This window comes from Streptomyces sp. AP-93 (assembly GCF_022808175.1).
Lineage (GTDB): Bacteria > Actinomycetota > Actinomycetes > Streptomycetales > Streptomycetaceae > Streptomyces.
The window spans coordinates 115,516-135,892 of record NZ_JALGBX010000028.1 but is presented as its reverse complement, the minus strand read 5'-3'; the positions used below and the strand labels follow the sequence as shown (position 1 = coordinate 135,892).

Annotated in this window: 13 protein-coding genes and 1 pseudogene; 6 read left to right on the top strand and 8 right to left on the bottom strand. The window is 71.6% G+C overall.

Translation table 11 applies throughout. The features are described 5' to 3' along the window. The first annotated feature begins 319 nt into the window (after positions 1–319). The 5 genes from MTF69_RS35430 (at position 320) to MTF69_RS35410 (ending at position 6,003) form a co-directional block, all read left to right on the top strand. Positions 320–1,636 carry an ABC transporter substrate-binding protein gene (locus tag MTF69_RS35430; RefSeq protein WP_243340480.1) on the top strand — a complete coding sequence of 439 codons (1,317 nt, stop codon included), beginning with the start codon at positions 320–322 and terminating at the stop codon, positions 1,634–1,636. A 10-nt stretch (positions 1,637–1,646) separates the two neighbouring features. Then, the gene (locus MTF69_RS35425; protein WP_243340479.1) at positions 1,647–2,618 is read left to right on the top strand and encodes a carbohydrate ABC transporter permease; all 972 of its coding nucleotides are present in this window, start codon (positions 1,647–1,649) and stop codon (positions 2,616–2,618) included. Then, positions 2,611–3,519: a carbohydrate ABC transporter permease gene (locus MTF69_RS35420; RefSeq protein WP_243340478.1), complete on the top strand. Its 909-nt coding sequence runs from the start codon at positions 2,611–2,613 to the stop codon at positions 3,517–3,519. The genes MTF69_RS35425 and MTF69_RS35420 overlap by 8 nt, the downstream gene beginning before the upstream one ends. Next, the gene (locus MTF69_RS35415) at positions 3,516–4,910 is read left to right on the top strand and encodes a GH1 family beta-glucosidase (protein ID WP_243340477.1); all 1,395 of its coding nucleotides are present in this window, start codon (positions 3,516–3,518) and stop codon (positions 4,908–4,910) included. Before MTF69_RS35420 ends, MTF69_RS35415 begins: the two co-directional genes overlap by 4 nt. Positions 4,911–5,085: 175 nt before the next feature. Continuing rightward, entirely contained in the window at positions 5,086–6,003 is a 918-nt protein-coding gene (locus MTF69_RS35410; protein ID WP_243340486.1) for an NADP-dependent oxidoreductase, read from the top strand. 113 nt (positions 6,004–6,116) lie between these two features. Here the strand turns inward: MTF69_RS35410 and MTF69_RS35405 are convergent. Next, positions 6,117–7,199 (bottom strand): annotated as a pseudogene (locus MTF69_RS35405) (discoidin domain-containing protein); the annotation flags it as partial. A 198-nt stretch (positions 7,200–7,397) separates the two neighbouring features. Here MTF69_RS35405 and MTF69_RS35400 point away from each other — a divergent pair. Further along, positions 7,398–8,612, top strand: coding sequence for a transposase (locus tag MTF69_RS35400; protein ID WP_243340476.1), 1,215 nt, complete (start codon positions 7,398–7,400; stop codon positions 8,610–8,612). On the opposite strand, the gene MTF69_RS35395 is transcribed toward MTF69_RS35400, so the two are convergent. The 7 genes from MTF69_RS35395 to MTF69_RS35365 form a co-directional block, all read right to left on the bottom strand. After that, entirely contained in the window at positions 8,571–9,002 is a 432-nt protein-coding gene (locus MTF69_RS35395) for a hypothetical protein (RefSeq protein ID WP_374324937.1), read from the bottom strand. The genes MTF69_RS35400 and MTF69_RS35395 overlap by 42 nt on opposite strands. A gap of 123 nt (positions 9,003–9,125) precedes the next feature. Next, the gene (locus tag MTF69_RS35390) at positions 9,126–11,327 is read right to left on the bottom strand and encodes a discoidin domain-containing protein (protein WP_243340475.1); all 2,202 of its coding nucleotides are present in this window, start codon (positions 11,325–11,327) and stop codon (positions 9,126–9,128) included. 334 nt (positions 11,328–11,661) lie between these two features. Further along, complete coding sequence (locus MTF69_RS35385) at positions 11,662–14,799, bottom strand: poly(A) polymerase (RefSeq protein ID WP_243340474.1); 3,138 nt, start codon at positions 14,797–14,799, stop codon at positions 11,662–11,664. Continuing rightward, positions 14,799–16,694 carry an RNA ligase family protein gene (locus MTF69_RS35380; protein ID WP_243340473.1) on the bottom strand — a complete coding sequence of 632 codons (1,896 nt, stop codon included), beginning with the start codon at positions 16,692–16,694 and terminating at the stop codon, positions 14,799–14,801. Before MTF69_RS35380 ends, MTF69_RS35385 begins: the two co-directional genes overlap by 1 nt. 110 nt (positions 16,695–16,804) lie before the next feature. Next, a complete protein-coding gene (locus tag MTF69_RS35375; RefSeq protein WP_243340472.1) occupies positions 16,805–17,470 on the bottom strand; it encodes an NAD(P)-dependent oxidoreductase in 666 nt (221 codons plus the stop codon). A 97-nt stretch (positions 17,471–17,567) separates the two neighbouring features. Next, positions 17,568–18,089: a hypothetical protein gene (locus tag MTF69_RS35370; protein ID WP_243340471.1), complete on the bottom strand. Its 522-nt coding sequence runs from the start codon at positions 18,087–18,089 to the stop codon at positions 17,568–17,570. Positions 18,090–18,194: 105 nt separating this feature from the next. Further along, complete coding sequence (locus MTF69_RS35365; protein ID WP_243340470.1) at positions 18,195–19,937, bottom strand: VanW family protein; 1,743 nt, start codon at positions 19,935–19,937, stop codon at positions 18,195–18,197. Between the last annotated feature and the right edge of the window lie 440 nt (positions 19,938–20,377).

Sequence of the window (20,377 nt, the reverse complement as noted above, 5' to 3'; positions counted from 1 at the left end):
AAACACGTCCAAGCAGTCATCGCCCTGGCACGCCGACGCGCCAGCGTCCTGTGGGCTCTCCTGCGCGACAACCGGGCCTTCACCTCCGCCCCACCGGTCACGCAAGCAGCTTGATTTAGTCATTGAGACTCCTTCCGCCCTGACATCGATCGCAACATACCCTTGCGCGACCCCTTGACGCGACCCTTTCCCGAGGCTTAACTCACGTCCTAAATTAAGACCTGGAAAGAACGGAGTCGCCGAGTACCCGGTTGGGGCCGGGTGCTCGCACCGTCCACCGGCCTTTCTCCTCAACCCTGCCGAAAGGGACCGAGCCGCCATGCGCAGAACCCGAGCCGCCGCCGTCACCGCCGTCACCGTCTCCATGCTCGCAGCCGCCACCGCCTGCGGAGGCGGATCCGCGGATGCGGAGGGCTCCAACAAGTCCCCCAAGGAGATCACCTACTGGGCCTCCAACCAGGGCCCCGACATCGCGGCGGACCAGGCGACCCTCGGCCCGGAGCTGAAGAAGTTCGAGGAGCAGACCGGCATCAAGGTCAAGCTCGAAGTGGTCCCGTGGTCGGACCTGCTCAACAGGATCCTCGCCGCCACCGCTTCCGGGCAGGGCCCCGACGTCCTCAACATCGGCAACACCTGGTCCTCCTCCCTGCAGGCCACCGGCGCCCTGCTGCCCTGGGACGCCAAGAACTTCGAGGCGATCGGCGGCAAGGACCGGTTCGTGGAATCCGCCATCGGCTCGGCGGGCGCCAAGGGCCAGGACCCGGCCGCCGTCCCGCTCTACTCGATGTCGTACGCGCTCTACTACAACAAGAAGATGTTCCAGGAGGCGGGCGTCGAGAAGCCCCCGGCCACCTGGGACGAGATGGTCACCGTTGGCCAGAAGCTGTCCAAGGACGGCAAGTGGGCCCTGGGCGCCGAGGGCGCGAACCTCTCCAACAACATCCACCAGGCCTTCGTGTTCTCGCAGCAGCACGGCGCGGAGTTCTTCGACGCGAGCGGCAAGCCCACCTTCGACAGCGCGGCCAACGTCGACGCCGTCAAGCAGTACGTCGACCTGATGGCCACAGACAAGATCATCGCCCCGGGCAACGCCGAGTACGACAAGAACCAGTCCCTCCAGGACTTCGCCAACGGCAAGACCGCGATGGTCCTGTGGCAGAACGCGGCGAGCAGCTTCAAGGCCCAGGGCATGAAGGAGGGCGACTGGGGCGTGGCACCCGCGCCCGTTCCGGCCGGCGGCGCGCCCGGCACCGGCAAGAACGTCAACTCCATGGTCGCCGGCATCAACCTGGCCGTCTTCAAGAACACCGACAACATCGACGGCTCCCTGAAGTTCGTGAAGTTCATGACCAGCGACGAGGAGCAGAAGATCCTCAACCAGACCTACGGCTCCATCCCGCCGGTCAAGGCGGCCCAGACGCACCCCGCCTTCGGCACCGAGGACCTGACGGTGCTCCGCAACACCCTCTCCACCAGCGCCGCGCCGCTCCCGCAGGTCCCCGAGGAGTCCCAGTTCGAGACCGCGGTCGGCACCGCCGTCAAGGAGCTCTTCGCCGACGCCGCGGCCGGCCGCCCGGTCACCACCGAATCGGTCAAGGCGAAGCTCACCAAGGCCCAGCAGCAGATGCAGAAGTGAGAAGGCGTTCATGACCTCCGCGACGGCGGGAAGGGTGCGGCGTACCACTGCCCGGGTACGCCGCACCGGGCGCCTGCGCCGCGCCGCCCTGCCCTACCTCCTGCTCCTGCCCGCCCTGTTCTTCGAACTGCTCATCCACCTCGTTCCGATGGTGATGGGCATCGTGATGAGCTTCCGGCAGCTGACCCAGTTCTTCATCCGGGACTGGTCCAGCGCCCCCTGGTCGGGCCTCGACAACTACGCACTGGCCGTCGACGTCAACAAGCCCGTCGGCGAGGCGCTCCTCAACTCCTTCTTCACCACCTGCCTGTTCACCCTCCTCTCGGTGGCCCTGTGCTGGTTCCTCGGCACCGCCACCGCCGTGTTCATGCAGGAGACCTTCCGCGGCCGCGGACTGTTGCGCGGACTGTTCCTGATCCCCTACGCGCTGCCCGGCTACGCGGCCGTCATCACCTGGGCGTTCATGTTCCAGCGGGACAACGGCCTGGTGAACCACGTCATCCACGACCAACTGGGCCTCGGCGGCGCCGAGCACACCTTCTGGCTGCTGGGCGAGAACAGCTTCTGGGCCCTGCTGACCGTCTCCGTCTGGAAGGGCTGGCCGTTCGCCTTCCTCATCGTGATGGCCGCGCTCCAGAACATCCCCAAGGACCTCTACGAGGCGGCCGCGCTGGACGGGGCCGGGACCTGGCAGCAGATCCGCCGGATCACCCTGCCGTCGGTCAGCGCCGTCAACCAGGTCCTGATCCTGGTGCTGTTCCTGTGGACCTTCAACGACTTCAACACCCCGTTCGTGCTGTTCGGCAAATCGGCCCCCGAAGCGGCCGACCTCATCTCCATCCACATCTACCAATCCAGCTTCGTGACCTGGAACTTCGGCACCGGCTCGGCCATGTCCGTCCTGCTGCTGCTCTTCCTGCTGCTGGTCACCGCGGTCTACCTGTTCGTCACGACACGGGGACGGAAGGAAGCCGATGCCTGACCGCAACCGCCGGGCCGCCCTGCACGGCCGCCCGCGCACGAAGCCCCGTACGAGATCACCCCTCGACCCTCCGACGTCGTTCAAGGTGATCAGGGCCGTCTTCCTCACCCTCCTCGCCGGATTCGTCGCGCTGCCGGTCTACGTGATGGCCGCCAGCTCGCTCAAACCCCTCAAGGACGTGGCGGGGGAGTTCCGCTGGATCCCCAGCGGGCTCACCATCCGCCCCTACATCGACATCTGGCACACCGTCCCGCTCGCCAAGTACTTCGTGAACTCGCTCATCGTGGCGGGCTCGGCGACCGCCTGCTCCGTGGTCATCGCGATCTTCGCGGCGTACGGGGTCAGCCGCTACCGCTTCCGCGGCAAGCGCCTGTTCACCGTGACCGTGCTGTCCACCCAGATGTTCCCCGGAATCCTCTTCCTGCTCCCGCTCTTCCTGATCTTCGTGAACATCGGCAACACCACCGGGATCGCCCTCTACGGATCCCGCGGCGGACTGATCCTCACCTATCTCACCTTCTCCCTCCCCTTCTCCATCTGGATGCTCATCGGGTACTTCGACTCGGTGCCCCGCGAACTCGACGAGGCCGCCACCATGGACGGCTGCGGACCGCTCGGCGCGCTCTTCCGCGTCGTCATCCCGGCCGCCGTTCCCGGCATCGTCGCCGTCGCCGTCTACGCCTTCATGACCGCCTGGGGCGAAGTGCTCTTCGCCTCCGTCATGACGAACGACGCCACCCGGACCCTCGCCGTCGGACTGCAGGGCTACTCCACGCAGAACGACGTGTACTGGAACCAGATCATGGCCGCCTCGCTCGTCGTCAGCATTCCCATCGTCGCCGGATTCCTGCTGCTGCAGCGGTACTTGGTGGCCGGACTCACGGCAGGAGCCGTCAAATGACCCTGTACGCAGAACGTTTCAACGCAGGCCTTCCCGACACCGCCCGCGATGCCATCGACCTCGCCGCCCTGCCGCGCGACTTCGTCTGGGGCACCGCCACCTCCGCCTACCAGATCGAGGGAGCCGTCGCCGAGGACGGCCGCGCCCCCTCCATCTGGGACACCTTCACCCGCGTCCCCGGCGCCATCGACGGCGGCCACGACGGGGACACCGCCTGCGACCACTACTACCGCTGGCGGGGCGACATCGACCTGATGCGGCAGCTCGGCACCAACGCCTACCGGCTCTCCGTCGCCTGGCCCCGCGTCCTGCCCGGCGGTGACGGCCCGGTCAACGCCAAGGGCCTCGACTTCTACGACCAGTTGATCGACGGCCTGCTCGCCGCCGGCATCGAACCGTCGGTCACCCTCTACCACTGGGACCTCCCGCAGGCCCTGCAGGACCGGGGCGGCTGGCCCGAGCGGGCCACCGCCGAGCACTTCGCCGCGTACGCCGGCACCGTCGCGCAGCGCCTCGGCGACCGCGTCACCCAGTGGGCGACCCTCAACGAACCCCTCTGCTCGGCGTGGATCGGCCACCTCGAAGGCAAGATGGCCCCGGGCCTGACCGACCTCACCGCCGCCGTCCGCGCCTCCTACCACCTGCTGCTCGGCCACGGCCTGGCCGCACAGGCCATCCGTGCCGCAGCACCCGGCGCGCAGATCGGCATCGTCAACAACCTCTCCACCGTCGAACCCGCCACCGACAGCGACTCCGACCGCGCGGCAGCCCGCCGGATGGACGGCCACGTCAACCGCTGGTGGCTCGACCCGGTGCACGGCCGCGGCTTCCCCGCCGACATGCGGGAGGTCTACGGAGTCGACCTCCCCGAACAGCCCGGCGACCTGGAGACCATCGCCGCCCCGCTCGACTGGATCGGCCTGAACTACTACTTCCCGCAGGTCGTCACCGCCGACCCGCACGGCGCCGCCCCCTACGCCCGGATGATCGACCGGCCCGGCGTCCCGCGCACCGGCATGGACTGGGAGGTCGACGCGGACGGCCTGGAAGCCCTCATCATGCGGCTGACCGAGGAGTACGGGGCCCGGCGCATCCTCATCACCGAGAACGGCTCCTCCTACCCCGACACCGTCGCCCCCGACGGCAGCGTCCACGACCCCGAGCGCGCCGCCTACCTCACGGCCCACCTGGCCGCCTGCGCCCGCGCCGCCCGCCGCGGCGCACCGCTGGCCGGGTACTACGCCTGGTCCCTCCTCGACAACTTCGAATGGGCATACGGCTACGACAAGCGGTTCGGACTGGTCCACGTGGACTACGAGACCCAGCGGCGCACCGTGAAGACCAGCGGACACCACTACGCGGACGTGATCGCCGCCCACCGCGCCCTCTAGAGCCGTCCTGTAGAACCACCCTGCAAGACAGCCCCCTCCCCCGCAACCGCTCCGCCGCGCCGCGCCCGCCCCTCCTCCCGGGGCGGGCGCGGCTCTTCGTGGTGGGATGGGGGGCGGGGGCACGCGACCGGATCACGGAGAGGCGAGAGGTATGTCCGAGGACCAAGAGGGCACCATGCGGGCCATGACGTACGACACGTACGGCGGAGTGGAGGTGCTCTCCGAAACCCGGATCCCGGTGCCCAAGGTCGGCCCCGGCGAGGTCCTCGTCCGGGTCCGGTGCGCTTCCGTCAACCCCGTCGACTGGAAGATCATGGCGGGCGGGCTCGACGGCCTGATGGACGTCGTGTACCCCGTCGTCCCCGGCTGGGACGTGGCCGGGACGGTCGAGTACGCGGGCATCGACACCCCCGAGTTCACCGCGAGCGACGAGGTGATCGCCTACGCCCGCAAGGACTACGTCCACGGCGGCACCTTCGCCGAGTTCGTCACCGTGCCCGTACGGGCCCTCGCGCCCAAGCCCGCCTCCCTGACCTGGCAGCAGGCCGCCGGGCTGCCACTGGCCGGCCTCACCGCGTACCAGCTGCTGACGCGCCTGGAGACCGGCAAGGAGGACACCGTCCTCGTGCACGGAGCCGCGGGCGGCGTCGGCTCCCTCGGCGTGCAGATCGCCCGCGTGCTCGGGGCCCGCGTCATCGGTACCGCCTCCGTGCGCAACCACCACCGGCTGCGCGAGCTGGGCTGCGAGCCCGTCGAGTACGGCGACGGCCTCGCGGACCGGGTCCGCGCCCTGGCGCCCGACGGGGTCACCGTCGTCGCCGACTTCGTCGGGGGAGTCCTCGACACCACCCTGGCGGTACTGGCCGAGGGCGGCCGGCACGCCTCCATCGCCGACCACACCGTGCTCGGCGCCGGCGGCCAGTGGATGTGGGTACGGCCCGTCGGCGCCGACCTCGCCGAGCTGGGCCGGATGGCCGACGCCGGGCAGCTCACCGTCACCGTCGCCGAGACCTTCCCGCTCGCGCAGCTCCCGGCCGCCTTCGAACTCAGCCGGGAGGGCCACACCGCCGGGAAGATCGTCCTGGAGGTCTGAGCCCTACGGAGGCTTCCGCACGCAGAACCGCACGCAGAACCGAACGCAGAACCGCGCGCCGCCCGGGTCAGGTTCGGGCGGCGCGCGGAGCGTGCGGGGCGTCGGGCCAGGGATCAGGCGTAGACGCCGAAGTGGAACAGGGAGTAGCCGTAGCCGGTGCCCCGTTGGGTCAGTTCGAGGCGCACGTACCGGCCCGACGCGGAGATGCCGAAGTCGTCGATGCCGCCGTCACCGCTGGAAGTGGCGTAAGCCGTCCGCCAGTTCTGGCCGTCGTCCGACACCTTGATGGTGTACGCCTTGCCGTACGCGGTCTCCCACACCAGCTGGGCGTGCCGCAGCTGCTTCACCGACCCCAGGTCCACCTGGAGCCACTGGGCATCGGACCAAGTCGTCGCCCAGCGCGTGGTGTTGTTGCCGTCCGTGGCCAGTTGCGGACCACACGGGCAACCGCCGTAGCCGTCGTTCTGGAAGGTCGAGGCGGTCGTGGGCCGGTTCAGCGCCACGTCCGTGCCCGACACCGGCGGCGGGACCACCTTCACCGAGCGCTGCTCGACGCCCACGTTTCCGCGGCCGTCCTTGGCCTTGACGTAGAGCTTCCACGCGCCGGTCTTCGCGGGGGCCGAAGCCTTGAGCGTGCCGTTGCCCAGGTGGGTCGACGGCACCGAGATCAGCCCGCCGCCCCCGTCCACGTACTTGCTGCCCCAGAGCACCTCGTACGCGAGCTGGTCGCCCTCGGCGTCGGTCGCCGGGGCCTGGATGGTGATCTCCCTGCCGGCCGGGACGGCGCCCGGGTCGAGGACGGAGGGGACGGACACGGTCGGCGGGAGGTTGTCGCCCGCCGTGTTGCCCCCGTAGGCGCGCTTGACCGCGTAGTACATCTTGCGGCGCTCCCCGGCCGGGGTCAGGTTGAACCAGTGCCCGCCGAAGTCGTACTCGGTGCCGTAGTGGAACACCGTGGCGCCCAGGGCCACGCCCCCGTGTCCGGTGACGCAGTTCCAGGCGTTGGTGTAGCCGTCGGCCTTGGCCTGGTCGCCGGGCTCCAGCGGGACGCCGTTCGCGTCGTTCGGTACCTCCCACTCGCCCGCCGGACCGGTCTCCGTGATGATGTAGGGCTTGGTGTAACCACCCTGCTGCCAGGCCTGCTTGACACCACAGGCCTCCTTGTAGGCGTTGACTGCGTAGAGGTCCAGGTGGGGGCCCACTTGGTGAACTCGGCAAGCATGTTGTTCTTGTAACTGGAGAATACCCGCCGATATTTGGCGATGAACACCAAATCTGCGTGCAGATTGTGGACAGTATGGCGGCCGGATCGGACATCGGGGTTTGATTGCCAATGTGGTGAAACCCCCAAGCGTAGTGTGGCCTTCGAGCTGATCGGGAAAGGGGGGGGCTGGATGCTCCGTGCGTACAAGTTCCTCATGCGGCCCACCGTGGGCCAGGCGATCGCGCTCGGCGAGATGCTGCGTGATCACTGCTCGCTCTACAACGGAGCCTTGCAGGAACGCCGTGACGCCTGGCGGCACGTCTCGAAGGCGAGCATCAAATACGGGCAGCAGTCCGCGCAGCTAAAGGACATCCGGGCGTTCGACCCGGAGCGTCAGGGGTGCTGGTCGTTCTCCAGTCAACAGGTCACCTTGCGCCGGCTGGACAGGGCGTTCGCTGCGTTCTTCCGCCGCGTCAAGGCCGGGGACACGCCGGGCTACCCGCGCTTCCGAGGCGTCAACTGGTTCGACACGGTGGAGTTCCCCAAGGACGGCGACGGTTGCCGCTGGGATGCCACCCCGCACGACCCCGTCACCCGTGTCCGCTTCCAGGGTGTCGGGCATGTCAAGGTCAACCAACACCGGCCGGTGGTTGGCAAGGTCAAGACCGTCTCGGTCAAGCGCGAAGGCAAGCGCTGGTACGTGATCCTGACGGCCGAGCAGGCTGCGCTGGAACCGCTGTCCGCGACTGGCAGTGCGGTCGGCATCGATATGGGCATAGCCAATTTCCTCGGTGACTCCAACGGTGGTTTTGTCGAGAACCCGCGCCACGGGCGGAAGGCCGCCACGAAACTTGCGGAAGCACAGCGGGCACTGAAGCAGTTCCCCCGTGTCCGGCGGGACAAGCGCACGAACAATCACCAGCGGGCCGTTGACAGGGTTGGTGACCTTCACCGCAAGGTCCGCCGCCAGCGGCTCGACCACGCGCACAAGACCGCCTTGGACCTGGTCCGCGAACACGATCTCATCGCGCACGAAGACCTCAAGATTCGGAACATGGTCAAGACCCCAGCGCCGAAGCCGGACCCTGATATGCTGGGCGGCTTCCTGCCCAACGGGGCCGCAGCGAAGGCTGGACTCAACCGTTCGATCTCGGATGCCGGATGGGGGGTGTTCCTGACGATCCTGCATGCCAAGGCTGAGAGCGCCGGACGGGAAGTGATCGCCGTGGACCCCCGCAACACCTCCCGGACCTGCCCCGCATGCGGGCACGTCGACAAAGCGAACCGGACCGCACAGGAGAAGTTCCACTGCGTCTCGTGCGGCCACATCGCGCACGCGGACACGGTGGGCGCCTTGAACGTTCTACGGGCCGGGCTGGCCCGTCGCAACGCCAACCCGGCATAGCGAGAAGCCCTCTCGTTCACGAGGGGGAGGAGTCACGAAGGTGTGGTCGTGGGAGGCGCCGGGCCGGCCCGCGTAGACGATCGGGTCGTCCGGTGCGGTCTTGGTGACCGAGCAGTTGGCCTGGAACTCGTGGAAGTAGCGGTCCGGCGGGTTGTTCCAGGACGGGGTCACACCGGTGACCTGCGGAACGGCCGGGATGTAGCCGTCACCGTCGGGGTCGTCGCCGCCGGCGAGCGGGGCCACGGCGGCGTGGTTCATGTTCGTGTGGACGGTGCCGGCGTCGGGTGTCGCCTGCGCGGTGAGCGCTGTGGCGCCGAGACCGGCGGCCGCGGTCACGGCGATGGCCGCCGAGACCAGGAATGCGGACAGGGTCCGCGGTCGGAGATTCATCGTGTCGCTCCTTCTGAGGGAGGGAGGGCGAGAGAGGCCGGGTTGGGAGAGCGCTCTCTCAGGTGGCCCGGAAAACGCGGGGCGGCCGGCAGCCGCCCCGCGAACCGGGGGGTCAGGGGGTGATCAGGGGAAGGAAACGACGGTGGAGGGGGTGGTCGAGGTGCCCGAGGTCGGCGCGCCCGTGTCGTTGATGACGTGCTCGAACTGGCCGTTGCCGCCGAGCGAGACCACGAGGATGTCGTGGAACTTCACACCCGGCTTCACCGGGACCTGGAAGCCGTGGTCCTGACGGATCGTCGGGTCGACGTTGTAGAAGCAGTAGCTGCCCAGGCCCCAGCCCTCGTGGGTGTTGACCGAGTCGGCGACCTTGTAGGCGGCGAACCCCTTGATCGAACCGTTCTGGATCGCGGCCTGGTTGGGGGCGTCGTACGCCTTCTCGTTCTGGAAGAAGATCGTGCGGCCGCGCTCGCCGTTCCACTCCACGTCGTACTTGTTGAAGTGCTCGACGAACAGGCCCGTGGCCAGTACGTCGTCACCGTTGACGCGGAACCCGTAGTCGGAGCGGTTGGTCTCCCAGCCCACCCCGTCGCCGTGGTCGGCGCGCCAGATCCAGGTGTGGTCGACGATCGTGTCGTGGTTGTTGACCACCATGCCGACCGTGGCCTTGCCGGCGCCGGCGCCGCCGACGCGGATGAAGACGTCCTGGACGGTGGTCGGGTTCGCCGCGTGGTCCGTGGTGGCGCCGGCCGGGCCGACCTCCAGCAGGGTGGGGGAGTTGACCTGGCCCGCGTCCACCAGGAAACCGGCGAGCTTCACGCCGTCGACGTCGGCGACCTTCATCGCCGTCACCCCGTTGTCCGGGATGATGGTGGCGAGACCGAGGCCCAGGACCACCGTGTCCGCGCGGTTGACCTGGATGGTCTGGTCTACGTGGTAGACGCCCGGGGTGAAGAGCAGGTGCAGGCCCTGGGCCAGCGCCTGGTTCATCGTCGCGGCGCTCGTGCCGGGCTTGACCACGTAGAACTGGCTCAGCGGGACCGACGTGCCCTGCGGCGCTCCGTTGCCCCAGGAGGTGCCGCGTGCGTTGGTGCGCTTGGCCGGGACGAACACCTTGTACTCGGAGCCGTCCAGGTACAGGAACGGCTTCTCGCGGGAGACCGGGGTGGTGTCGAGGGTGGTGTAGCGCGGCTCCGGGAAGCTCTGCGCGGGAGCGCCCTGGGTGCCGGAGAAGACCTGGTTCCAGACGCCGTTGGACCAGCTGCCGATGGAGCTGTCACGGGTGTACCACTGCTGCTGCGAGTAGTTGCCGACCTGGCCGTCGATCTTCGAGTCGGCGATGTAGCCGCCCGAGGCCCAGCCGTAGCCGTTCGGGGCGAGGTTGAGGCCGCCCTTGATGTGCATCCGGCGGAACGGCGCGGCCTGCGAGACGGCCCAGCGGTTGGTGCCGTTGACCGGATTGATGGCGAGGTTCTCGGCCGAACGCCAGAAGTTCTGGGTGGCGTTGCCGCCGAACCAGCCCGCGTCCACGGTCACGTCACCGTTGATGGTGGTGTCGTCCGGGTTCAGCCCGAGGCCCGAGATCGAGGTGTAGAAGCCGATCTGGGCGTTGAGGCCGTTGTAGGTACCCGGCTTGAAGAGGAACTGGTAGCGCCCGGAGCCGAACTGCGCGGACTCCTGCTGGGCGAAGACCTCGTCCAGCTTGGCCTGGATATTCGGCGTGGACGGGTCGAAGACGATCACGTTGGGGCCGAGGTCACCGCCGCCGGGCAGGGTCGGGCCGGTGCCCCCGGTGGTTCCGTAGACCTGGAACTCCCAGAGCGAGTAGCCGTAGCCGGTGGTGCGCTGGGTGCCGTACACGCGGACGTAGCGGGCGTTGCCGGTGATGTCGTGGGTCTGGACGCCGCCGGTGGCGTTGGCCGTGGAGTAGGCCGTGGACCAGTTGGCGCCGTCCGTGGACAGCTCGACGCGGTACGCCTTGGCGGCGGCGGTCTCCCAGCGCAGGACGACCTGGCTCAGCTGGGCGGCGGCGCCGAGGTCGACCTGTATCCACTGCGGATCGGCGAACTGGCTCGACCAGCGGGTCCCGTTGTTGCCGTCGACGGCCGCGGAGGCGGGGGTGCCGGCGCCCTCGATGGAGGAGGCGGTGGCGGCCTTGCCCTGGGAGAGCAGCGTGGGCGCGGCGGTCGCCGCCGTGCCCGGGAGGAGCACGAGGAGGGCGGCGACCAGGGCGGCCGCCAGGGAGGCGACGGTCAGCCGGGACGGACGCGGGAGGCGGCGCGACGGGTGGGGCGACGGGTGGGGCGGGTGAGCGGAGAGGAGGGGCATGCGGGGCTACTCCTGACGTTGTGGATCCGGGGGGATCGAAGCGTGAGTGAACTGCCCGGCGCCGGGGCCGTCAAGGGTTTGAACGTTCATGAACTGAAGATCCAACGACGTGTCAAACACGCATCAGGCCTGTGAACTTGGAGTTTCTTCAATCCTTGTGAAAAGTATTGACGAAAAAACCTCGCAAGACTCTACTGAGGCTCTGACCGCGCTGACCACTCCGTCTCGCCGTGCCCGCTACGGCGGGGCGGAGCTCAGGCCGAGAGTCTTCGTCGCGTTCGGAGAGTGGGGCCCCATGGTTGGGCCGGTGCTGTCGTGCGTTCGTTACTTGTCGTCAGGGGAGGGTGGGAACGGTGCCGCAGTCGGCCCAGGTGACCTCGGTGCCGGGGAGCGTCGCCGACCACGGTGCGGCAAGGGCCGCCAGGGCGCTCGCGTCCGGCGGCGTGTGGCCGAGCCCGATCGCGTAGCGGGCCCGGGCCGGGGTCCGCTCGAAGGGCCGGGGCCAGGCGTGGGCGTCCACGAGGCCCGTCTCCGCCAGGGCGCCGAGCAGGGCGCGCAGCCGGCCGCGCATGCGCCCGAGGTTGTCCTCGAAGTCCCCGGGCCGGGAACCCGTCACGGTGACCACGGCCCAGGCGGCGTGCCGACGGTGCGCGGGAGCGGGGGCGGCGACGGCGAACTGCGCCGAGGGGCTCTCCTCCAGCGCCTCCCACGCGGCGAACAGCTCCCGCGTGAGCAAGTCTGCCGTCCCGGCGCCGACTTGGGTGGTGCAGCTACGCACCGGGGCGGAGGGGGTCAGCACGGTGACGGCGTCCTCGCCGCTCCCGGCGGCGCTCGGGTCCGCAGCCGGGGCAAGGCTCACCGGGGTACGCCAGTCCCAGGCGGCCCAGGTGGCGAAGAAGGCGCGCAGCAGAGGGCCGGGGGAGAGGCCGGGGGCGGAGCGGACCGTGTGGGCGGCCAGCACGGACCAGGCGAGTCCCGGCAGCCCGCCGAAGGGCGCCGAGTCCAGACCCCGGGACCGGGCCCAGGCCTTGACCTCGCGCGCCAGCCGGGCGAACGCCGCGTGCTCCGGGCCCACGAAGGCCCGTACTGCATCGGCGTCGCTCACCGCACTCAGCGCCACCGCCGCGGCCTCGCCGAGCTCCGCCCGCCGGGCGACAGCCCGGTCCGGCGCCACCGGCCCGGTGGCGACCACCACCAGGTCCACGTCCAGCCCGGCCACGCGCAGCCGCAGGCCCGGCACCCGGGCGCCCGTCACCTCGCGGAGCCGCTCCGCCTCGGGGACGGCCGAAGCCACCCGCGCCCGTACCTCCGCCAGGGCGACGGCGCCCGGCAGGGCCACGACCAGGTCCAGATCCGCGTCCGGCAGCGCACAGCCCATCCGGCGCGAGCCGACCACGTGCACGGTCCCCTCGGGGAGGGCCGCCGCGATCCGCGCCACGAGGAACTCGGCACGGGCGCTGGCGTCGTCACCGGCCTTGGCGCCGGCACCGGCACTGGCACCGGCTCCCGCACCGGCCTTGGCGCCGGCGCCGGCACTGGCACTGGCACTGGCACCGGCTCCCGCACCGGCCTTGCCCTTGCCCTTGGCCTTGTCCCCGGCATCGGCTTCGGCATCGGCATCGGCATCGGTACCGGCCTTGGCGCCGGCCTTGGCGCCGGTCGTGGTCCCGGCTTCGGCACCGGCACCGGCCATGGTGTCGGTGTAGCTCGTGCCGCCGGCCTCCGCCGGCTCCGCGCCGCCCGGTCGCGCCGACGCGGGACGTGCCGCTTCCGGTGCCCAGTCGATCCTGCCGGTGCCGAGTTCCACCGTCGCCCGGACCTCCATCGGGCCGTCGCCGCGCCGGGACAGGACGGCGAGCGAGCCCACGCGCGCCGACCGGCCACCGCCGAGGCGCGCCGCGAACTCCCGTTCCGCACGCCGGGGATCGGGGCTCCGTCCCAGCGTCAGGTGGGGCGTGAACCCCTCGGCCCGGCCCCGGCAGCCCGGGAACCGTGCCGCCAGCGTCCGCCGGAGCTCCTGCCACGGCGCGTCGCCGGCCGCCGCCGGGTCCAGCCACAGGGTCGGGCCGAAGGCGTACACGCCCTCCAGCCGGGCCGTGAACGCGGCCGACTCCGCGGCCGCTTCGGCCAGCAGGGGCAGCGCCGCCTCGAAGGAGGACTCCGGTACGAAGCCGAAGAGCAGGTTCACGTGCGCCGGCCAGCGCTCCGCCTGAGGGTCGTGTGCGCGACGGACCGCCTCCACCGCCTCGTCCCGCGGCGTCAGCCAGGCCACCGCCGTCCGCCCCGTGGCCTGGACGTCCAGAACCGCGTGCCGCCCGGATCCTTCGGCGCCTTCACCTCCGTCGGCGGCCGGGTCGAAGTCCAGGGTGGCCTCGACCCCGTAGTGGTCCGAGATGAACAGCCCGTCCGCTGGCGCGGAGTCGCCGCGCAGAGCGGCCCGCGCCACGCGAACTCCCGCCGACCGCAGCAGGATCCGGTCCAGGCGTGCCGCCCGACCCGACAACGACCCCACCGCCGCGAGTGGATTGGCGACCGGATCGAAGGTGGGGGTCCCGTCCTGCGCCCCGTGCACCTCGGTCCACACGTCCCGCAGGCCCAGCACCGCGGCCGGACCCCCGGCTCCCGACCGGCCGTCGTTGAAGTCGCCGAGCAGGGCCACGTCGGCCGCCTCGATTGCCGACAACCCCTCGGAAAGCCTTGTCAGTTCGGCCGTACGCCGGTCCGCGCCCCGCTCCGTGTGATCGCTCGTGAGATGGGTGGCCGCGACCACCAGAGGCCCGCCCGCCGTGTCCACGGTCACGGCGACGACCGCCTTGTGCGGACCCAGTACGTGAACGCCCGCCTCTCGCACCGGCAGGCGGCTCAGCACCAGCAGCCCGCTCTCCGCCACGTCCCGGCCGCGGGGGTCGGCGGCGACCGTGTACCCGTCCCGGACCCACGGCTCGGCGAGCAGCATGCCGAGCAGTTCGCGCTCCACCTCCTGGAGCGCGATCACATCGGCGTCGGCCGCCGCCAGGTCGGCCAGCAGCAAGGGCCTGCGCCGTGCGGTGGCGATGCGGGGGGCGTCGTACCGGTCCCAGAGCGTGTTCCACGTCAACAGGCGTACGCGCGAAGGCTTCAGGGCGCGGGTGCCGCCCTCGGGCGCGGCCCGCCACGCGCCGCCGCCGGACGCGTCCCACGCGTACGGCGTCCGTGCGGTGAAGAACGGCGCCCGCAGCAGCCTCGGGTCGCGGACCCGCCCGGCCGCGGTGCCGTCGATGATGTCGACGCCCGTGGCCCGGTCCCACACCAGCTCGCCGTCCGCTTCCACGAACAGCACCCGGTGCCAGGGGATGTCGCCCCCGGGAACGAAGGAGGGCAGGGGGATCCGCTTCGGCGCGGCTCCGCGCTGCAGCAGTCCCATCGTGAACCGGGCGGGATCGAAGCGGGGGTCCCAGCGGACCTGGTGGTAGAGCTCCTCGCTGGTACGCATCAGCCCTCCGCACATGGACGGGCCGCCGTACGGGCCGCCGTACGGGTCGGCGCACCGATCGTGCCCGCCGTGTCCTCGACGGTTCCGCCCGCCCCGATGTACCACGTGCGGTGCGCCTCACCCGGATACGGCGGAGCGAACCGGCGCAGCTGCGCGGTCAGCACCTGCTCCGGCACCGGGTGTGTGCGCGTGGAGTTGCGGCGCATCAGCTCGGCCTCCTCGACCAGCAGCACGGCGTGCGTGACCAGCGCGTCACGCCGCCGGGCGACCGCACCGGCCAGTCCGCGCTGCTGGGCCGTGAGGGAGGTCGCGTCCCACACCACCGTGCCCCCTCGTCGCGCGGCCGAGGCGAGTGCGGAGTCCAGCCGGTCGAGGCCCTCGCGGAGCACGTCCGCGTTGTCGCGCTGGTCCGCCCGGGAACCCCGGGCGCCGCGCAGGTCGTCGAGGCTGATGTAGGCCTCCACCCCGGGCAGGGTCCGGGCGTAGGTGCTCTTCCCGCTGCCCGAGGGTCCGCAGAGCTGCACCAGCCGGGGGAAGGAGGCGCCGTCCCGCCAGCGCCAGGTCGCCGCGACCGCCTCCTCGGCGGCGGTCAGTTTGCCCTGGCCGTAGGCGAGCCGTGCTTCGGCCCAGCAGCGGTCGGCGGCGTCGGCGCTACCGTCGTCGCCGCCGTCGCCTATGCCGGCTCCGGCGAGCGCTTCTCGAAGCCCGGCCCGCAGCGGCTCCAGCGGCGCGGGCCCGAGCAGCCCCGCCTCCTCGGCGTGCAGCGCGGACCACTCCACGCACTCGCCGGGTCCGTCGCCCCGCTCGGCGCCTTCGCCGGACCTGGGCGACCCGACGGGACCGTCGGCGTCGGCGCCGCCGGACCGGGAGAGCGCCCCCGCCAGCGCGTGCAGCACCCCCAGATCGGCCGCCTCCGCCATCCGTACGAGCCCGGCCCGCCGTTCCGCGTCCGGGTAGGGGAAGGGCCGGCGCAGCGCAGGGCACAGCCCGACCAGGTCCGCGACCCGCCGTGCGGTGGCCATCCCGAGCGGGCCCGCCGCCAGCCGGGACGCGAGCGCGGCTCGCGGTACTCCGTGCAGGGCCGCCGCCAGGACTCCGGCCAGCCGGTCCTCGCCGGACCTGCGCACGCTCAACCCGTCGATGCGGTCCGCCACGTCGGCGACCAGCCCCTCGACTCCCGCCGCCGGGGGCGCCGTGTCCGCTCCCACCGCGCGGAGCAGCCCGGCCGTGTCCGGGTCCGCGCCCGACCGGGCGTCCCAGAGGGCGGCCGCCGGACCGAGGCCGTTCGCCACCACCTGGGCGTACATCCAGTGCGTGTCCGTCTGCACGTGGCCGCCCCGCACCCATTTGGCCACGCACCGACCGAAGTCGGCGCGCTCGAAGCCCGCCGTCGTGCGGACGACGTACCCCTCCTGGCGCGCCGTATCGAGCCGCAGGCGGCGCAGGGCCCGCTCGTCGAAGACGCCGCGCCACAGGACGCGCGGTCCCGGGACACCGAGACCGCGCAGGAAGAGCACCGTACGGTCCCAGTCCAGGCAGTGGTCGCCGTCCCACACCGAGAACCCGTAGAACCACGCGTCGAGTTCCTCGTACGCGAGCGAGTGCCGGGCGTAGACGTTCTCCCCGCACACCCGCCAACCGGCGGGGATCCCCGGGCCGATACGGCTCTGCAGGCCCTTCACCCAGGCCCGCGACGGATGGTGGCCCGAGTCGAGCGACCGCGCGTGCAGGCCGTCGGCGTAGAGGGTGGTGTTCTCGCCGTCGAGCTTCTCGGTGACCACGACCTCGCGCCCGGCGAACCCGGCCAGCATGCCGGGCCCGGTGGTCCGCACGTCGTCGGACGTCGCACCCGGAGACCAGGGCAGGTGCGGGGTCCGGGGGTAGTGCGTGCGCATGATCCGCTCCCTGCGGGCCGAGGCTGGTGCCCGGCCACTCTAGGGAGGAGGAGCCCGCCCCGACCAGCGAGTATCGGCGGCGGGTGGGTCCGGCAGGGCCTCAGTGGGCCTCAGTACCCGACGGTGAACCGCTGGCCCGGGTGCGCGTCGCGCTCGATCTCGTCCAGCAGGGCCACCGCGAAGTCCTCCGTGGAGATCAGACTGTTTCCGCTCTCGTCCACGACCAGGTCGTCGAGTCCCAGCCGGTACGTGCCGGTCCGCGTGCCCGGCTCGATCGTGGCGGCGGGGCTGAGGTTGGTCCAGTGGACCTCGTCCACCGGAACGGTCCGCAGGAAGTCGAGGGCGTCCCCGTGGGCGTGCATCACGGCGATCACCGGCGCCGGGATCCCGGGCAGGTCCCAGACCATGGGTCCACCGGGGGTCCGCAGGGAGCCCGCCCCGCCGATGGTCAGCACGCGCGGCCGCGGCCCGTCCTCGCCGAGGGCCTGCACGCCACCGATCAGTGCCTTCGCCGCGCTCACGAGCGTGCCGGGATCCCCGGATCCCGGACCGTACGCGCTGACCACCACGTCCTGCCCGGCCGCCGCCTGGGTCACGGACGCGGGGTCGAGGACATTGCCGCGGACGACGGTGACGTCCGCGGAGCTGGCTTCGGACTCGGCGAAGTGCGCGGGATCGCGTACGACGGCCGTGACCTCGTGCCCGCGCCCGAGCGCTTCGTGCATGACCCGGGATCCGACGGTGCCGGTCGCGCCGAAGAGAGCGATCTTCGCCATGGCCACTCCTGGAGGTGGAGGCTGGAGGGGCCCCGGTCGGGGTCCGCCGGGCCCATCCAAGCGAATCCCGCCTCCCGCACCCGGCAGCGCCACGCGGTCAGTGGCACAGCGCCACGATGGCCGGGTCCACCGTCCCCCGGGCCGCCGCGCACAGCGGCGCCATGTCGTACGTGCGCTTCGGCGCGGGCCGGAAGCCACGGGCCTTCGCGGCGGGCGCCGCGGGCTTCTTCGGCGCGGCCCGCCGGGGCCGCTCCGCCCGCCGGCGCGGCACGGCGGGCTTCACCCGGCTCCGCACCCGGGCGGCGGGCGCCGCGGGCTGGGCGGGGCGCGGGGCAACGGCAGCCCCGGGCAGGGCATTCGAGGGCTCCACCGGCACCGCATCCGCATCCGCATCCTGCACGACCTCCGGCAGCGCCCCCAGCGGCCAGGCCTCGGCCGCCGGTCCCGGCAGGCCCGTCCGTACCCCGGCCGGCACGGGCAGTGCTCCGGGCCCGGGTACGGCCTGCGGCCCCGGAACGGCCTGCGGCCCGGGAACGGCCCCCGGCCCGGCCGGGCCCACGGTCACACATCCGGTCACACACCCGGCCGCCACGGCCAGCGCGACAATGATCAGGGGCACCCTCGGTCCCCGGCGCGACTCCATCCGCCCACCCTGCCCGACGAACGCCCGCTCACCCGCACGCACTCACCCGCACGGGTGGTCCGGGCTCCCCGACAGGAGGACTCAGCCGCAGGTCACGCTGTCCCTCGGCGTGTAACGGGTCTTCATCGTCTCCCGCTTGACCTCTTGCCCGCCCTTCACGAACACCCGGTCGACGGCGACGTCGAAGCCCTCCAGCGGGGACTGCGGTTCGCACTTCGGGCCGGTGTCCGTGCGGGTGGCGGGCGGCTTGACGTTCGTCCGCGGCCCCTTGGCCGCGCGGATCTCCTCGTACCGCTTCGTTCCCAGGAAGGTGATGGTGATCGAGGTGTCGGTCGCCTCGGCCTGGATGTAGAGGGCCTTGCCCGAGTCGTTGGCGAAGCGCAGGTCCAGGCTGCCCCACGCCACGGTGGCTTCGCGGCCCTCCGGGTAGCGCTCGATGTAGAAGGAGTGCGCCCCGTACTCGACGGGCTTGACCCCCGAGAAGAACATCGCGTTGAAGACGGTGGTGGCCACTGCCGAAACACCGCCGCCCGCGGCCTTCTCGTACTGGCCGTTGTTGATGATCAGGCCGTCGACGAAGCCGTTCTCCTTCGTGCGCTCGCCGACGCGGCGGTTGAAGCTCCAGGTCTCGTCGGGCAGCACGAGCGAGCCGTTGATCAGCTCCGCGGCCCGCCCGATGTTCGTCGTACGGTACGGGGCCTTCTCGAAGTCGACCGTGAAGGAGGACACCTCCTCCTTGATGCCCAGCTGCCCGACCGTGTTCTTGGTGAGCCTCGGCTGGACCTCCTCCGTGGCGACCTCGCCCGTACGCTCCGCCGCGCCCGTCCGCGTCAGCAGCGGCAGCACGACGGCGGACAGGCCCTCCTCGGCCACCCGGCGTCCGGCCCGGCCCTCCTCGGCGACAGAGACCGCGCCGGCGGAGTCCGTACGCAGCTTCGCCTCCACGGGGCCCGGCGCGGCCCGGCGCAGCGGGCCGGCCAGCTCCGGGGCGGCGAGCAGGGCCTTGGCGTCCAGGCCGGGCACGAGACGGCCCCGGCCGTCGTCCTTGAGGGTGAGGTGCTTGGCGAGGACGGCAGGGCCGACGGGTATGCGCGTGCCCTCCACGGTCAGGGTGACCGGCGCGGACACCGCCGGTTCGGCGAACTCCCTCAGCGCCCGCTCCGTCTCCTGCTGCCCGACGCGGGGCTCCGTGCTCCGGACGGGGAGCACGACGGGCCCGGCCGCAGGCCCGGTGTAGGACGAGCGGAGCACGCCGAGGGAGCCGTCGACGTCGAGGTCGGTACCGGTGACCGGGGCGACCGCCTTGGCCTTGCCCTTCTCGAAGGAGACCGAGCCCTCCCGGGCCTCCTGCCGGGTCTTCGCGCCGAGCCCGTCCAGTGCGGCGCGGGCGGCAATCTCGTCGAGCCGGACCACCGGTTCCACCTCGGGATCACCGGAGGAGAACAGCCGGCCGATCACGCTGACGGGGTCGGAACCGGAGCGGGCCGCCCGGTCGACGGTGGCGCCGGTGTCCAGGGACAGGCCGAGCGTGGCGGGCTGCGCCTGCTCGGTCCGCTCTCCTATCCGCAGTGCCAGCGGGGCCGCCGCGGACGGGCCGAGAGAACGGTTCAGGGTCTGCCGGGCCTCGGCGTGGCTCATCCCGCCTATGTCGATGCCGCGCACCTTCGTACCGGAGGCCACGTCGTCGCCCGCCAGCAGCAGGCCCGCGGCGTACAGCCCACCGAAGCCGAGGAGCGCGACGCCGCCGGCCACGCCGGCCACGCCCGGGACGGTCCACCGTTTGCCGGAGGCCGCCGGGGTGCCCGTACGGGGTGCGCGTCGCATGTGCGGGTCTCTCCTCGGTCCGGTGACGTGGTCGGACCGGCGGTTTTCATGCCGCCAATCCGCCTGGGGAACGTAGCAAGATCCGTGTAACCAGGTAATAAGGAGGTATAGGGGTGGCAAAGGGGAATGTGCTGATCTCCGTAACCCGGGGGCTGTCCGAGCTGTTGCACAGCCCGCGGGTCCACCCGTGCGGAACGCCCCCGCGAGGCCCGCGCGATGGTCCCGCGACGCCCGCGCGACGGGGCCGCACGGCGCCCCCGCGGTGCCCCTATGCGAATGGAGTCCGATGCCGCAGCTGACCGACGAGGACGTGACGCAGGACACGGGCGCATCCCCGGCCACGCCGGAGGTCGAGGCCCAGGCCCAGGCCCCGGACCAAACCCGGGCCACACCGGAGGTCGAGGCCCAGGCCCAGGCCCCGGCGCCGGCCCCGGCCCAAA